10 protein-coding genes are annotated in these 15648 nt (G+C 68.5%); 6 read left to right on the top strand and 4 right to left on the bottom strand.

The features are described from left to right. Positions 1-198: 198 nt before the first annotated feature. The 5 genes from tkt to PHR85_RS13185 all read left to right on the top strand — a co-directional run bounded on the left by tkt (position 199) and on the right by PHR85_RS13185 (position 8904). Positions 199-2274, top strand: coding sequence for a transketolase (tkt, locus tag PHR85_RS13205; protein WP_300055012.1), 2076 nt, complete (start codon positions 199-201; stop codon positions 2272-2274). A 39-nt stretch (positions 2275-2313) separates the two neighbouring features. Next, positions 2314-3315, top strand: coding sequence for a type I glyceraldehyde-3-phosphate dehydrogenase (gene gap, locus PHR85_RS13200; protein ID WP_300055009.1), 1002 nt, complete (start codon positions 2314-2316; stop codon positions 3313-3315). A gap of 214 nt (positions 3316-3529) precedes the next feature. Then, positions 3530-4117: a hypothetical protein gene (locus PHR85_RS13195; protein ID WP_300055007.1), complete on the top strand. Its 588-nt coding sequence runs from the start codon at positions 3530-3532 to the stop codon at positions 4115-4117. 238 nt (positions 4118-4355) lie between these two features. Further along, a complete protein-coding gene (locus PHR85_RS13190) occupies positions 4356-8279 on the top strand; it encodes a Pls/PosA family non-ribosomal peptide synthetase (protein ID WP_367278755.1) in 3924 nt (1307 codons plus the stop codon). 4 nt (positions 8280-8283) lie between these two features. Next, positions 8284-8904 (top strand): 4'-phosphopantetheinyl transferase superfamily protein, encoded by a 621-nt coding sequence (locus PHR85_RS13185; protein ID WP_300055002.1) that lies wholly within the window; start codon positions 8284-8286, stop codon positions 8902-8904. 10 nt (positions 8905-8914) lie between these two features. On the opposite strand, the gene PHR85_RS13180 is transcribed toward PHR85_RS13185, so the two are convergent. The 4 genes from PHR85_RS13180 to PHR85_RS13165 form a co-directional block, all read right to left on the bottom strand. Further along, positions 8915-10654, bottom strand: a complete 1740-nt coding sequence (locus PHR85_RS13180; RefSeq protein WP_300054999.1) for a methyl-accepting chemotaxis protein — start codon at positions 10652-10654, stop codon at positions 8915-8917. 218 nt (positions 10655-10872) lie between these two features. Beyond that, positions 10873-11349: a peptidylprolyl isomerase gene (locus tag PHR85_RS13175; protein ID WP_300054997.1), complete on the bottom strand. Its 477-nt coding sequence runs from the start codon at positions 11347-11349 to the stop codon at positions 10873-10875. Positions 11350-11435: 86 nt separating this feature from the next. After that, on the bottom strand, positions 11436-12278 hold the full coding sequence (locus tag PHR85_RS13170; RefSeq protein ID WP_300054994.1) for a biotin--[acetyl-CoA-carboxylase] ligase: 843 nt from the start codon (positions 12276-12278) through the stop codon (positions 11436-11438). Continuing rightward, entirely contained in the window at positions 12275-12820 is a 546-nt protein-coding gene (locus PHR85_RS13165) for an SET domain-containing protein-lysine N-methyltransferase (protein ID WP_300054991.1), read from the bottom strand. The genes PHR85_RS13170 and PHR85_RS13165 overlap by 4 nt, the downstream gene beginning before the upstream one ends. 98 nt (positions 12821-12918) lie before the next feature. Here PHR85_RS13165 and PHR85_RS13160 point away from each other — a divergent pair, with 98 nt between their 5' ends. Continuing rightward, complete coding sequence (locus PHR85_RS13160; protein ID WP_300054988.1) at positions 12919-15639, top strand: DNA topoisomerase III; 2721 nt, start codon at positions 12919-12921, stop codon at positions 15637-15639. Positions 15640-15648: the final 9 nt, after the last annotated feature.

Genomic DNA, 15648 nt, shown 5'->3' with positions numbered 1-15648 from the left:
CGCACCCGATGCATCACTTGCGCGAAATCCAGCGTCTTGCCCTTGACCACTCCAGCCATGACAGCCTCTGCTTGAAGTCTCTACGCCCTCAGTTTGCTCTCGTTCGGCCAAATTGAGAATTGCTGATTGAAACGGCGTTTTTTGCGGCCGTCGGAAGTGCCCAGATAAAATCCCGGGTTTAGATTTTTGAGGCTTCCCATGACCGACGCCAAGACCCATCCCCAAGCCGCTGCCGTCAACGCGCGGACCATGGCCAACGCCATCCGCGCCCTGGCGATGGATGCCGTGCAGCAAGCCAACTCCGGCCACCCGGGCGCGCCCATGGGCATGGCCGACATGGCCGTCGCGCTGTGGGGTCGCCACCTCAAGCACAGCCCGGCCAACCCGGCCTGGTTCGACCGCGACCGCTTCGTGCTGTCGAACGGCCACGGCTCGATGCTGATCTACGCGCTGCTGCACCTGAGCGGCTACAAGCTGCCGATGAGCGAGCTGAAGAACTTCCGCCAGCTCGGCTCCAAGACCGCCGGCCACCCGGAAGTCGGTCACACCCCGGGCGTCGAGACCACCACCGGCCCGCTGGGTCAGGGCATCACCAACGCGGTCGGCTTCGCGCTGGCCGAGAAGCTGCTGGCGGCCGAATTCAACCGTGACGGCCACGAGATCGTCGACCACCGCACCTATGTCTTCCTCGGCGACGGCTGCCTGATGGAAGGCATCAGCCACGAGGCGATCGCGCTGGCCGGCGCCTGGAAGCTGGGCAAGCTGATCGCGCTCTACGACGACAATGGCATCTCGATCGACGGCCAGGTCGCGCCCTGGTTCATCGACGACACCCCCAAGCGCTTCGAGGCCTGCGGCTGGAACGTGATCCGCGCCGTCGACGGCCATGACGCCGACGCGGTCGATGCCGCCATTGCCCAGGCCAAGCTCGACGCGACCAAGCCGACCCTGATCTGCTGCAAGACCCACATCGGCAAGGGCAGCCCGAACCGCGCCAACACCTCGAAGGCGCATGGCGAGCCGCTCGGCGCCGAGGAGATCAAGCTGACGCGCGAGGCGCTGGGCTGGACTTACGGCCCGTTCGAGATCCCGCAGGAAATCTACACCGCCTGGGACGCCAAGGAGGCTGGCAAGGCCGCCGAGAAGGCCTGGGACTCGCGCTTCGCCGCCTACAAGAAGGCGTTCCCGAAGGAAGCCAAGGAATTCGGGCGCCGCATGAAGGGCGAGCTGCCGAAGCACTTCGAGCAGATCGCTGCCGACACCCTGGCCGCCGCCCACGACAAGGCCGAGACCGTGGCCAGCCGCAAGGCCAGCCAGCTGGCGCTGGAAGCCTTCACCGCCGCGCTGCCCGAGCTGCTGGGCGGCTCGGCCGACCTGACCGGCTCCAACCTGACCAACACCAAGTCCACGCCCAACCTGCGCTTTGACGCCAATGGCGCCGTGGTCAAGAACGAGGCCGGCCAGGGCGGCCGCCACATCAACTACGGCGTGCGCGAGTTCGGCATGGCCGCGGTCATGAACGGCATCGCGCTGCACGGCGGCTTCATCCCCTACGGCGGCACCTTCCTGACCTTCAGCGACTACAGCCGCAACGCGATCCGCATGGCCGCGCTGATGAAGCAGCGCGTGGTGCATGTGTTCACCCACGACTCGATCGGTCTGGGCGAGGACGGCCCGACCCACCAGTCGATCGAGCATGCCGCCAGCCTGCGCCTGATCCCCAACCTCGACGTCTGGCGCCCGGGCGACACCGCCGAGACCGCCGTCGCCTGGACCGTCGCGCTGCGCAACACCGACCGGCCGACCGCGCTGCTGCTGAGCCGCCAGAACCTGCCTTACGCGCCCAAGTCCTCGCTCGACGACATCGCCAAGGGCGCCTACGTGCTGAGCGAGCCGGCCGACTGCGGCTTCAAGAAGAGCAAGAAGGCCAAGGCCGTGATCATCGCCACCGGCTCCGAGGTGCAGCTGGCCGTCAAGGCGCAGGAAATGCTGGCGGCACAGGATGTCGCCGTGCGCGTGGTCTCGATGCCGAGCACCACCACCTTCGACCGCCAGGACGGCGACTACAAGACCAGCGTGCTGCCGGCCGGCGTACCTCGCATCGCGGTCGAGATGGGTTCGACCGACGGCTGGTGGAAATACCGCTGCGACGCCGTGGTCGGCATCGACAGCTATGGCGAGTCGGCCCCGGCCCCGGTGCTGTTCAAGCATTTCGGCTTCACGCCCGAGAACGTCGCCGCCACCGTGCTGGCCGTGCTCGGCAAGAAGAACTGAGATCCGCAACGATTTTGTAACTTCCGGAAAAACAACACCATGACCATCAAACTGGGCATCAACGGTTTCGGCCGCATCGGTCGTCTGGCGCTGCGCGCCGCCGTGGCACGCTTCGACGACATCGAGATCGTCGGCATCAACGACCCCAAGCCGGCCGACTACCTGGCCTACATGCTCAAGTACGACAGCGTGCACGGCCGCTTCGACGGTGAAGTCAGCTTCGACGGCAACGAGGCGCTGGTCGTCAACGGCAAGCGCATCGCGCTGACGCACGAGCGCGACAACCCGCAGCTCAAGTGGGCCGAGATGGGCGTCGAGGTGGTGCTCGAATGCACCGGCCAGTTCCTGACCGCCGAGAGCAACCAGATCCACCTGAATGCCGGCGCCAAGAAGGTCGTGATCTCGGCCCCGTCCAAGGATGAGGTGCCGATGTTCGTCTACGGCGTCAACCACGAGAAGTACGCCGGCGAGGCCGTGATCTCCAACGCGTCCTGCACCACCAACGCGCTGGCCCCGGTGGCCAAGGTGCTCAACGACAAGTGGGGCATCAAGCGTGGCCTGATGACCACCATTCACGCCGCCACCGCGAGCCAGAAGACCGTCGACGGCACCTCGCGCAAGGACTGGCGCGGCGGCCGCGGCATCCTGGAGAACATCATCCCGTCGAGCACGGGCGCGGCCAAGGCCGTCGGCAAGGTCATCCCCGAGCTCAACAAGAAGCTGACCGGCATGAGCTTCCGCGTCCCGACCTCGGACGTGTCGGTGGTCGACCTGACGGTCGAGCTCAACAGCGACGTCAGCTACGAGGAAATCTGCGCCGAGATGAAGGCCCAGTCCGAGGGCAAGCTGAAGGGCGTGCTGGGCTACACCAACGAGAAGGTGGTCTCGACCGACTTCCGCGGCGAGTACTGCACCAGCGTGTTCGACTCCGAGGCCGGCCTGGCGCTGGACCAGAGCTTCGTCAAGGTCGTGGCCTGGTACGACAACGAGTGGGGCTACGCCGCCAAGTGTCTGGAGATGGTGCGCGTGGTGTCGAACTAACCGACTCCGGCCACCTGCCCGGGTGGCCCGCCAGCCAGGACCCGCCCCAGTGGCGGGTTTTTCATGGCCGGGCCGCCAGACCGGGCGGCTGCCTCCCCGAAAAAGGGGATGTTCAAATTTTGGCCGGCTGCGACAATCTAGGGTTGACCCTAGCCGCCCGCTGGGCCAGCCCCCCATCGACCGGATGGCCTTGCCTTCCGAGACGCCTGCGCACATGCCCCTCTCCCAAGACCACATTCCATCATCCCGCTGGCCGCTGACGGCACAGGACCTCGGTCTGATCGCGCTGGGCTTCACGCTCTACTGGCTGGCCTACGAGTTCCATGAGTTGCTGCTGCCCTATGTGGCCTACGCGCAAGGCGTGGAGCTGCTGTTCCTGCCAGCGGGCATCAAGCTGGTCATGATCATGGTGGGCAGCTGGCGTGGCGCGCTGGGCTGCGGCCTCGCCCTGCTCAGCCTGTCGCCCCGCTTCTGGCCGGACCTGGCCCTGTCCTGGCAGCTGGGCTACGCGGCGCTGTCGGTCGGCATGACCTGGCTCGTGGTTGGCTGGATGTTCAGGCGCAAGGCGCTGGGCTCGGTGCTCGAAGGCCTGAGCTTCTGGGATGTCGTGCAGATCGATGCGATCAACACCGTGCTGCACGGCGTCGCGATCAACGGCTACTTCTGGTCGCTGGGACTGCGCAGCAGCGAGACGGTCTGGCCCTCCGCGCTGGCGATGGCACTGGGTGACTTCCTGGGTACCGGCGTGGTCATGCTGCTGATGCTGGTGGCGGCCCGCTTCCTGGTGCCGGCGACCCGCTGACAAGACCCTGGCAGCAGGCCCGGGCTGGATCAAGCACCGACCAGGGCGCGTTAAAAGGGTCGGGGGTTGGCGCAAGCACTTGCACCCCTGGAAATCTCAAGCAGAATCGAGCGTTTGACCCGATTCGATGCCAGCGCTCAGCACCAGGCGGCGTCAGCCCCGGGCTATCCCATTTCACGCCGATGGTTAATCTATGATTCTGAGGGGTTCCTCCCGTCCTGAGCTGCTTCGCGACGAAGTGCTCGCCGACCTGTTCGAAGCCACGGCAGCCAGCCAGCCGGACCAGACCGCGCTGGTCTGCGGCGCGCTGAGCCTGAGCTACCGCGAGCTCGACGAACGCGCCAGCCTGATGGCGCATCACCTGATCAAGCAGGGCGTGCGCCCCGGCCAGATCGTCGGCCTGTGGCTGCCGCGCGGCATCGACCTGCTGGCGAGCCAGCTCGCGATCGCCAAGACCGGCGCGGCCTGGCTGCCGTTCGACGCCGACACACCGGCCGAGCGCGTGATGGTCTGCCTGGAGGACGCGCAGGCCGTCGGCATCGTCACGGGACATGGGCTGCGGGAAGGGCTCGACGCGATCGATTGCCCGATCTGGGACCAGCCGGAGCTGATGCAGAAGGTCGACGGCCCGCTGCTGCGCCGCGGTGGCGCCGGCCCGCGGCATCCGGCCTACGTGATCTACACCTCGGGCTCGACCGGCAAGCCCAAGGGGGTGCCGATCAACCAGGGCGCGATCTGCCATTTCCTGCGCAGCGAAAACGAGCGGCTCGGCGTACGCGCCGACGACCGGGTCTACCAGGGCTTCTCGGTCGCCTTCGACATGTCGTTCGAGGAGATCTGGATCTCCTACCTGGTCGGCGCCACGCTGTGGATCGCGCCGCGCGAGATCACCGCCGACCCCGACGCGCTGCCGCTGGCGCTGGCGCGGCAGGGCATCACGGTGCTGCATGCGGTGCCGACCCTGCTGGCGCTGTTCGGCGCCGATGTGCCCAGCCTGCGCCTGATCAACCTCGGCGGCGAGATCTGCCCGCCCGCGCTGGTCGAGCGCTGGGCGACGCCAACGCGCCGCCTGTTCAACAGCTACGGACCGACCGAGGCCACCGTCTCGGCCAGCCTGGCCGAGCTGCGACCGGGCGATCCGGTCACGATCGGCCAGCCGCTGCCCAACTACGGCCTGCTGGTGGTCGACGCCGAGATGAAGCTGCTGCCCGCCGGCGCAACCGGCGAGCTCTGCATCATCGGCCCCGGCGTCGCCGAGGGCTACCTGGGCCGGCCCGAGCTGACGGCCGAGAAGTTCCTGCCCAACCCCTGGGCGGAACATGCCGGCGAGCCACGCCTCTACCGCACCGGCGACCTCGCGCGCATCGACGAACAGGGGCAGATCCACTGCCTGGGACGCGCCGACGACCAGGTCAAGGTACGGGGTTTTCGGGTCGAGCTCGGCGAGATCGAGGCCGCGCTGAGCCGGCAGCTGCCCAACGGCACCGCCGCCGTGGTGCTCAAGCCGGTGGACGGCATCGACCAGCTCGTGGCCTACATCGTCCCGGGCGGCGGCCAGCCGGTCCAGATCGCACAACTGCGCGCGCAACTGCGTGAAACGCTGCCGCCCTACATGGTGCCGAGCCGCTTCGAGCTGGTCGACACCATCCCGCGCCTGACCTCGGGCAAGATCGACCGCAAGGCGCTGCGCGCATGGCCGATGGCCGCCCTGTCCGCGACGGAGCGCAGCGAGTCGGACCTGCCCGAGACCGAGGCCGAGACCGCGCTGTTCGCGGCGCTGGCGCGCTTCTTCCCCGGCCTGCCGATCCAGCGTGGCGGCGACTTCTTCGACGACCTCGGCGGCCATTCGCTGCTGGCGGCGCGGCTGGTGTCGGCGCTGCGCGAGGACGGGCGCTACGCCGGCATGACGGTCAACGATGTCTACGGCCAGCGCCGGGTCGGGGCGATCGCCGCCGCGATGGAGGCCGGCCAGGCGCGGGTGGCGGCGGAGCCGATGGTCTTCGCGACGGTGCCGCGCCCGCGCCGTTGGCTCTGCGGCCTGGCACAGGCGCTGACGCTGCCGGCGCTGATCGCGCTGCACATCATGAACTGGCTGGCGCCCTTCTTCACCTACCACTACTACACCGGCGAGCCCGAAGACGGCGTCGCGTTCGCGGTGCTGGCCTCGGTGCTGGTCTTCCTGGCCAGCCACCTGGTGAGCCTGGGTATCGCGATGTCGGGCAGCCGGCTGCTGCTGAGCGGACTGAAGGCAGGGCGCTACCCGCTCTGGGGCGGCAACTACTTCCGCTGGTGGCTGGCCGACCGCCTGCACCAGATCGCGCCGGCCTATCTGCTGTCGGGCAGTTCGCTCTACAACGGCTACCTGCGCGCGATGGGCGCGCGGATCGGCGCCGACGTGGTGATCGGCTCGGTGACGGTGCGCCAGCCGCACCTGCTGCGCATCGGCGACGGTGCCAGCCTCGGCTCCAACGTCAACCTCGAGAACGTGCGCGTCGAGCGCGGCGAGCTGGTGGTCGGCGCGATCGAGATCGGCCGCGAGGCCTATGTCGGCTCCTACGCCGTGATGGAAGGCGACAGCGCGATCGCGGACCATGGCCGGCTCGAAGGGCTGGCCGCGCTGGCCAGAGGCGGCCGCATCGGCGCCCGCGAAGTCTGGGATGGCGCGCCGGCGCAACGGCAACGGCTGTGGTCGCCCGGGCAACGCCAGCCGCGCCCGGACGTCACTCGGCTGCGGCGTACCGGCGAAGCCCTGTTCTTCTCGCTCGGCGCCGCGCTGACCTCGGTGCTGTTCTTCCTGCCCATCTTTCCCGCCTTCGTGCTGATCGATGCGATCGAGGCCCGGTTGCAGGAACACTCGATCGAGGTGCATGGCAAGCTGTTCGCGGTGCTGCAGTACGCGCTCTACGCGCTGCCGGCCAGCGCGCTGCTGATCGTCGGCACCGCGCTGATCGCCGCCGCGATCCGCTGGTTGGTGCTGCCGCGGCTGACGCCCGGCAGCTGGCCGGTGCACAGCAATATGTACTGCCGCAAATGGCTGGCCAACCAGATCCAGGTCGCCAGCCTGCATGTGCTGCACGGCGTCTATGCCACCGTCTACGCCCCGTTCTGGTACCGGCTGCTCGGCGCCAGGATCGGCCGCAACGCCGAGATCTCGACCGCCATGGGCCTGATCCCCGACATGCTGACGCTGGGCGATGACTGCTTCATCGCCGACGGCGTGATGCTGGGCGACGAGGAGGTCGACGGCGGCTGGATGTCGGTCGATTACACGGTGATCGGACCGCGCAGCTTCGTCGGCAACGGCGCCTATGTGCCCGACGGCACCACGCTGCCGCACGATGTGCTGATCGGCGTGCAGTCGAAGGCACCGGCGACCGAACAGATGCAGCCCGGCCAGACCTGGGTCGGTTCACCGGCGCTCGAACTGCCCGCGCGCGAGACGCTGCACGGTTTCCCCGACGCGCTGACCTTCAGGCCCTCGCCCTGGCGCCGCCTGGGTCGCGCGCTGGTCGAGGCCGCGCGCATCGTGCTGCCGCTGTCGCTCGTGATTGGCGCCGGCTACGTGATCGTGGGCGCCGAGATGCCGGTCGCCGCCGAAGGCGACTGGCTGCGGCTGGCATTCGAGCTGGGCCTGGCCGGCATCTACTACGGCATCGGCTGCTTCCTGTTCGTGGTCGCGCTCAAGTGGCTGCTGATCGGCCGCTACCGGCCGCGTGCCGCGCCGATGTGGACGCCCTTCGTCTGGATCAGCGAGGCCGTGACCAGCGTCTACGAATCGATCGCCGTGCCCAACTGCCTCGAATACCTGCGCGGCACGCCGATGCTGCCGGTGGCGCTGCGCCTGCTCGGCGTGCGCCTGGGGCGCGGCGTCTACCTCGACAGCACCGACTTCACCGAGTTCGACTGCGTCAGCATCGGCGACGAGAGCGAGCTCAACGCCTGGTCCGGACCGCAAACCCACCTGTTCGAGGACCGGATCATGAAGATAGGCCGGATCCGGATCGGCAACCGGGTCACGCTGGGCACGCGCAGCACGGTGCTGTACGACACGGCGCTGGGCGATCAGGTCCAGGTCGGCCCGCTGTCGCTGATCATGAAGGGCGAGTCGCTGCCGGCCCGCAGCAGCTGGACCGGATCGCCGGCCCGCGCCTGGCAGGCCTGACCCGATGGGGCCGCGGCTGCTGAGGCCCGACGAGCGGCCCGCCCTCGCGGCCGGCCAGCCGCTGGTCTGGGCCTGCCAGGCGGACCGTGAGGGCCGGGAAGCCGGACGGGCCGGACTGCGGCGACAGGTCCGCCTGCAGCTGGCCCAGCTGCTGTCGCACTACCTGGGACAGCCCGCGGACAGGCTGGGTCTGGTTTTCGAGGCCGGCCAGCAGCCTCGGCTGGCCGTGGACTGGCGGGGCCTGCGCCTGTCGCCGAGCCTCAGCTACTGCGGCGAACTGGCCATCGTCGGGCTCTGCCCGGGCGCCGACATCGGCATCGACCTGACGGCCGTCACCGCGCTGCCGGACTGGGAGGGGGTGGCGCGGCTCTACCTCGGCCCGCTGGCGGTAGCCAGGCTGGCCAGGCTGGAGCCGGACGCGCGCGCGCGACAGTTCGCGCGGGACTGGACCGGCATGGAAGCGGCCAGCAAATGCCTGGGCCTGGCGCTGGAGGAATGGTCACCCGCGCGGCAGCAGCGCCTGCAGACTTGCCGGCTGTCGGCCCGCTGTGTCCGCTGGCCCGATGCGCCGGACGGCGCCTGGTTCGCCTGGGCGCTGGCCCGGATGCCCCGCGCGAACCGCTGACGACGGCGAATCAGAAGGTTTCCCAGTCTTCGTGATCGGGGCTGGCGGGGCTGGCGGGGCTGGCCGCCTCGGCGGTCTTCCTGCGTTCGACCCCGTTCTCCGGCGCGGCAGCGTGGCGCTCGGGCGCGCGGACGGCACGCGGCACCAGCTGCGGCACCGGCTGCCGTGCGCGGCTCGCAGCAGCCTCGTGCTGGCCCAGCTTGAAGATCGACACGGTCTGCACCAGTTCCTGCGCCTGCGCCTTCAGACTGGTCGCGGCGGCGGCCATCTCCTCGACCAGCGCGGCGTTCTGCTGCGTGGCGTGGTCCATCTGCATCACGGCCTCGCCGACCTGCCCCACGCCCGAGCTCTGCTCGGCGCTGGCCGCGCTGATCTCGCCCATGATGTCGGTGACACGCCGGATACCGGCCACCACCTCGTTCATGGTCGCGCCGGCCTGATCCACCTGCATCGACCCCTGCTCGACCCGGTCGACGCTGGTCGTGATCAGGCCCTTGATCTCCTTGGCGGCCTCGGCGCTGCGCACCGCCAGGCTGCGCACTTCGGCCGCCACCACGGCAAAACCGCGCCCCTGCTCGCCGGCCCGTGCCGCCTCCACCGAGGCGTTCAAGGCCAGGATATTGGTCTGGAAGGCGATGCCATCGATCACGCCGATGATGTCGGCGATGCGGCGCGAGCTCTCGTTGATGCCCTTCATCGTGTCGACCACCTGGGCCACCACTTCGCCGCCCTTGACCGCGATCTCGCTGGCGCTCTGGGCCAGCTGGTTGGCCTGGCGCGCGTTGTCCGAGTTCTGCCGCACGGTCGAGCCCAGCTGCTCCATCGAGGCCGAGGTTTCCTCCAGCGCGCTGGCCTGGTTCTCGGTCCGGGACGACAGGTCCAGGTTGCCCTGCGCGATCTGAGTACTGGCCGAGGCCACGCCAGCGGCACTGGAAAGCACCACCTGGACCGTCTTGATCAGGCCGCTCTGCATGTGGTCGAGCGAGCGCAGCAACTGGCCGGTTTCGTCCTTGGAATGGACTTCGATCCGGTTGTCCAGGTCGCCCTCGGCAATCCGGTCGGCCACCGCGACCGCCTGGTTCAGGGGGGCGGTGATGCTGCGCGCCATCAGCCAGCCCGTCACGAGGGCGGCGGCGACGGCCACCAGACAGGCAAGGATCAGTTCGATCTTCTGCACCAGCAGATCGGTTCGCGCCTCCTGCTTCAATTCGACAGTCCGGGCTTCGGCCGTTGCCGCATAGGCATAGGCCACCTTGTGCAGTTCTGCCAGCAACGGGCGGCACTCGTCGTTGATCTTGGCGATGGCCTCGGCGTGTTTCCCCTGCAGCGCCAGGTCGGCGATGGACAGCGCCACGGGGCCATAGCGCCGCTCGACGCGATCGATGTCCGCGACCAGCTGGTGGGCCTGGGCCGTGGTGTCGGTGGCAATGGCCATCATCTGCTTGAGCTGGGCCAGGCTGGACCACACCTCTTGATGTGCCTGCTGGACATTGGCCTGCTCAAGCGCCAGATCCTCGGGCTTGCTGGCCAGGACTAGGTTGCGGGCGGCGATGGCCCGGCGATCGATGGCGCTCAGGACATGCTCCGCCGCCGTGGCGCGCGCATTGAGTCCGTCGACATAGTCCATGAAGCGCTGGTTGGCGGCATCGAGCGCCAGCAGGGACAGACCGGAAACCAGCAACACCAAGGCCGCCAGGCCGCCAAAAGCCAGGTTCAGCTTGAGCCGAACCGACATATCACGCAAGTTCATCATCATCTCTTCTTCGGACACTACCCGGCCCGGATGGGATTGCCCATCGGACCGATCAGTCCCCCGAAAGTTCGACGAGCAATTTAGTCAATCACCATCATCTGAAAATGTATTTTTAATGAAAATGACAATTTTTTCAAGGAAATCCCAGCAATTTCTTAGGGTATTCGATGATTGACGCAGACAGGGGCATGTGGGAGCGTCCCCGACCACCGGACTCAGTGATGGTGGCCGTGCGCGCCATGGGCGTGGCCATGCGCGACTTCCTCGGCCGTGGCGGCCTGGACCGACTCGACCTTGAGGCTGAAGCGCAGCGTCTTGCCGGCGTGCGGGTGATTGCCGTCCAGGATCACCTGCGGACCCTTGATCTTGACCACGGTGAAGATGCGTTCGCCGCCGTCGTCGGCCACGCCGCGCAGGGTGCCGCCGACCTTGACGCCGGGCGGGAAATCGACCTTGGCGATGGTCCGCACCAGGCTCTCGTCGCGCTCGCCGAAGGCGTCGGCCGGCTCCAGCACCACGGTGGTGGCGAAGCCGGCCTGCTGGCCTTCCAGCGCGGCCTCGATCTTCTCGAAGGTGTTGCCATAGCCGCCGTGCAGGTAGGCCATCGGCTCGGGGCTGGCTTCGAGCAGCTTGCCCTGGGCATCGGCGACCTGGTAGCTCAGCGTGACGACGGTGTCTTTGGTGATTTGCATGGTGGGATTTTCGAGGCGGGATGGAAAGGAAAAGCGTGATTGTGCCGGCTTTGCAGCGGCAGCGCCGACCGCCCCGGCCGGCGCCGTCAGCGCGGACGCACGCTGACTTCGGCGCTGGTGATGTCGACCAGGCCGGCTGCGGTGCGCAGGCGCAGCGCGCCGTCCGGCCCGACGCCGGCGGCCTGGCCCTCCTGCCCGTCGGACAGGCGCAGCTCCAGGCCGGCCAGGGCATCGCGAGCGGCAAAGCGGGCGGCGAAGGCGGCGAAGCCCGCGCGCTCGAAGGCCCGCAGGTCCCGCACCAGGGCGGGGATCACGGCGGCCAGCCATTGGCCGGCATCGCGGCCAGGAGCCAGTTCCCGCAGCGCGGCCGGCGGCACGGGCGGCAAGGCCACGGCGGCGGCCTCGTCGACCGGAACCGGCGACCAGGCGGGCAGTTCGGGCAACTCGACGTTCAGGCCGACCCCGATCACCGCATGGCGCCGCTCCCCCAGCGAAGCGACCTCGATCAGGATGCCACCGAGCTTGCGGCCGCGCCACCAGAGGTCGTTGGGCCACTTGAGCCGGACCTCGGGATGCAGGCTTTCGGCCAGGCTGACACCGACCGCCAGCGACAGGCCGGACCAGTCCGCCGGCCGGTAGGGCAGCCCGAGCGAGAAGGTCAGCGAGCCGCCGGGCCGGCTGTGCCACTGCTTGCCGCGCCGCCCGCGCCCGGCGCTCTGCTCCAGCGCGACCAGCAGGGTGGGCGAGCGATCGCCGGCGCGCGCGCGCCGCATCAGCTCGGTGTTGGTCGAGTCGATGCTCGGCAGCACCTCGACCGAGAAGTCGGGCCAGGTCGGGTGTACCGCCTGCCACAGGCCCTCGGCCTGACGGGTAAGCGCGCGCAGCGCGGCGGCGCCCGGGTCAACGGGACCCACCGGATCTCGGCTCATGAGGCGCTGTCTTTCGGTTTGGCCAAGCGCTTGGCCGGCGCCGCGCGCGGCCGCTTGGGCGCCAGCATGGTGCCGCGACAATGGGCGCTGCCGCAGTGGCAGGCGTACTCGGCCTTGAGCTTGGCCGTGTAGCGCTCGTCGACCACCAGGCCGTAGTCGAAGAACAGCTCCTCGCCGGCCGCGATGTCGCGCAGCGCGTGGATGAAGACCCGCTTGCGTTCGTCCTCCTCGGCCTCGCAGTTGGGCTCGCAGCTGTGGTTGATCCAGCGCGAGGAATTGCCGTCCTGGCCACCATCGATCACATGGCCATCATCGATATGGAAGTAGAAGGTGTGGTTGGGCTGGGCCGGGTCGTGCGGGTGGCGGCGCAGCGCCTCGTCCCAGCTGATGACCTCGCCGGTGTATTCGATCAGGCGCTCGCCCGCCGCCAGATCGACGACGGCGAACACGCCCTTGCCATGCACGCCGGAGCGGCGCACCTGCAGGCGGCGGCGCGGCCTGACCGTGCTGGCGGGGGAAGAAACTGCGTTGCCGTCGGCCATGCGCCAAATTTTTGGTATGGTGAATTCATGCAGGTGCGCGCGAGTGCGCACGTACACACAAGTGCGCGCAGGTGCGCGCATGGGAGCTGATTGTAGAGATGAAAACTGAAAGTTTCGCCAAAACACTGGTCATAGCCGAAAAACCTTCCGTCGCCCAGGACATCGTGCGGGCGCTCACGCCCCTGGTGGGCAAGTTCGAGAAGCATGATGACCATTTCGAGAACGAGCAATACCTCGTCAGCTCGGCCGTGGGCCATCTGGTCGAGATCGCCGCGCCCGAGGCCTACGACGTCAAGCGCGGCAAATGGAGCTTCGCCCACCTGCCGGTGATCCCGCCACATTTCGACCTCAAGCCGATCGACAAGAGCAAGTCGCGCCTGTCGGCGGTGGTCAGGCTGGCCAAGCGCAAGGACGTGGGCGCGCTGATCAACGCCTGCGACGCCGGGCGCGAGGGTGAACTGATCTTCCGCCTGATCGAGCAGTACGCCGGCGGCGCCAAGGGCCTGAACAAGCCGGTGCGGCGGCTGTGGCTGCAGTCGATGACGCCGCAGGCGATCCGCGACGGCTTCCAGCAGCTGCGCAGCGACGAGCAGATGCGCCCGCTGGCCGACGCCGCGCGCAGCCGCTCCGAGGCCGACTGGCTGGTCGGCATCAACGGCACCCGCGCCATGACCGCGTTCAACTCGCGCGACGGCGGCTTCTTCCTGACCACCGTCGGCCGGGTACAGACGCCGACACTGGCGGTGGTCGTCGAGCGCGAGGAAAAGATCCGCGCCTTCCGCAGCCGCGACTACTGGGAAATCCACGCCAGCTTCGGCGCCCAGGCCGGCGACTACCCGGGCAAGTGGTTCGACCCGGCGTTCAAGAAACCCTCGGCCAGGAACGGCGACGAGGGCGCCGACCCCGAGCTCAAGGCCGACCGGGTCTGGAGCGCGCGGCAGGCGCAGCAGATCGCCGACGCCGTGCGCGGCCAGCCCGCCAGCGTGAGCGAGGAGTCCAAGCCGACCACCCAGGCCAGCGGCCTGCTCTACGACCTGACCAGCCTGCAGCGCGAGGCCAACGGCCGCTTCGGCTTCTCGGCCAAGACCACGCTGGGGCTGGCGCAGAGCCTGTACGAAAAGCACAAGGCGCTGACCTACCCGCGCACCGACAGCCGCGCGCTGCCCGAGGACTACCTGCCGACGGTCCAGGAGACCTTCGAGATGCTGGCCGCCAGCGAGCTGGGCCACCTGGCGCCGCACGCGCGCACCGCGCTGGCCCAGGGCCATGTCAAGCCGAGCAAGCGCGTGTTCGACAACAGCAAGGTCAGCGACCACTTCGCCATCATCCCGACGCTGCAGGCCCCAAGCGGCCTGTCCGAGGCCGAGCAGAAGCTCTATGACCTGGTGGTGCGCCGCTTCCTGGCGGTGTTCTTCCCGGTGGCCGAGTTCATGGTCACGACCCGCATCAGCAAGGTCGAGGCAGGTGGCGCCAGCCACCATTTCAAGACCGAGGGCAAGGTGCTGGTCAAGCCGGGCTGGATGGCGGTCTACGGCAAGGAAGCGGCCGAGGACGTGACCGATGCCAAGGAAGGCGACAAGGGCCAGAACCTGGTGCCGGTGCAGCCGGGCGAGACCGTGGCGACGCGCGACGCGCAACCCAAGCCGCTCAAGACCCGACCGCCGGCACGCTACAGCGAAGCCACGCTGCTGGGCGCGATGGAAGGCGCCGGCAAGCTGATCGACGACGACGAGCTGCGCAGTGCGATGCAGGACAAGGGCCTGGGCACGCCAGCCACGCGCGCCGCCATCATCGAAGGCCTGCTGACCGAGAAATACATGCTGCGCGAAGGCCGCGAGCTGATCCCGACCGCCAAGGCGTTCCAGCTCATGACGCTGCTGCGCGGGCTCGGGGTCGAGGAGCTGTCCAAGCCGGCGCTGACCGGCGAGTGGGAGCACAAGCTGTCGCTGATGGAGCAGGGCCAGCTCAGCCGCGAAGCCTTCATGCAGGAAATCGCCAGCATGACCGAGCGCATGGTCAAGAAGGCCAAGGAATACGACCGCGACACCGTGCCGGGCAACTACGCCACGCTGCGGACGCCCTGCCCCCACTGCGGCGGCGTGGTCAAGGAGAACTACCGCCGCTACACCTGCTGCGGCGCCGACGGCAAGTCCGACGGCTGCGGCTTCTCGTTCGGCAAGTCGCCGGCCGGGCGCACCTTCGAGATCGAGGAGGCCGAATCCTTCCTGGCCAACCGACATATCGGCCCGCTGGAGGGCTTTCGCTCCAAGGCCGGCTGGCCCTTCGTGGCCGAGTTGCGGCTCAAGTTCAGCGACGAGGACCGGAACTGGAAGCTCGAGTTCGACTTCGGCGACGACAAGAAGGACGAGGAAACCGGCGAGCTGGCCGACTTCTCCGGCCGCGAGCCGCTCGGCGCCTGCCCCAAGTGCGGCGGCCCGGTCCATCCGCATGGCAGCAACTATGTCTGCAGCAAGGCCGTGCCGACGCTGGAGCAGGCCGCGCCGAGCTGCGACTTCAAGAGCGGCACCACCATCCTGCAGCAGGAGATCGCGCCCGAGCAGATGAGCAAGCTGCTGGCGACCGGCAAGACCGACCTGCTGGAGAAGTTCGTCTCGAACAAGACCAAGCGCGCCTTCAAGGCCTTCCTGGCCTGGGACGCCGAGGCCGGCAAGGTCGGCTTCGAGTTCGAGCCGCGCGAGAGCAAGTACCCGCCGCGCAAGACCGCCGCCAAGAAGGCGCCGGCCAAGAAGGCCGCCGCGAAGAAAGCGCCAGCGAAAAAGGCCGCGGCGAAGAAGACGGCCCAGGCCGCCGCGAGCTGACAACGCAAT

Origin of the sequence: Malikia sp. (assembly GCF_028687635.1) — a bacterium.
Lineage (GTDB): Bacteria > Pseudomonadota > Gammaproteobacteria > Burkholderiales > Burkholderiaceae_C > Malikia.
Note: the sequence above shows the minus strand (reverse complement) of the source record. Positions and strands in the feature narration are given on the sequence as shown.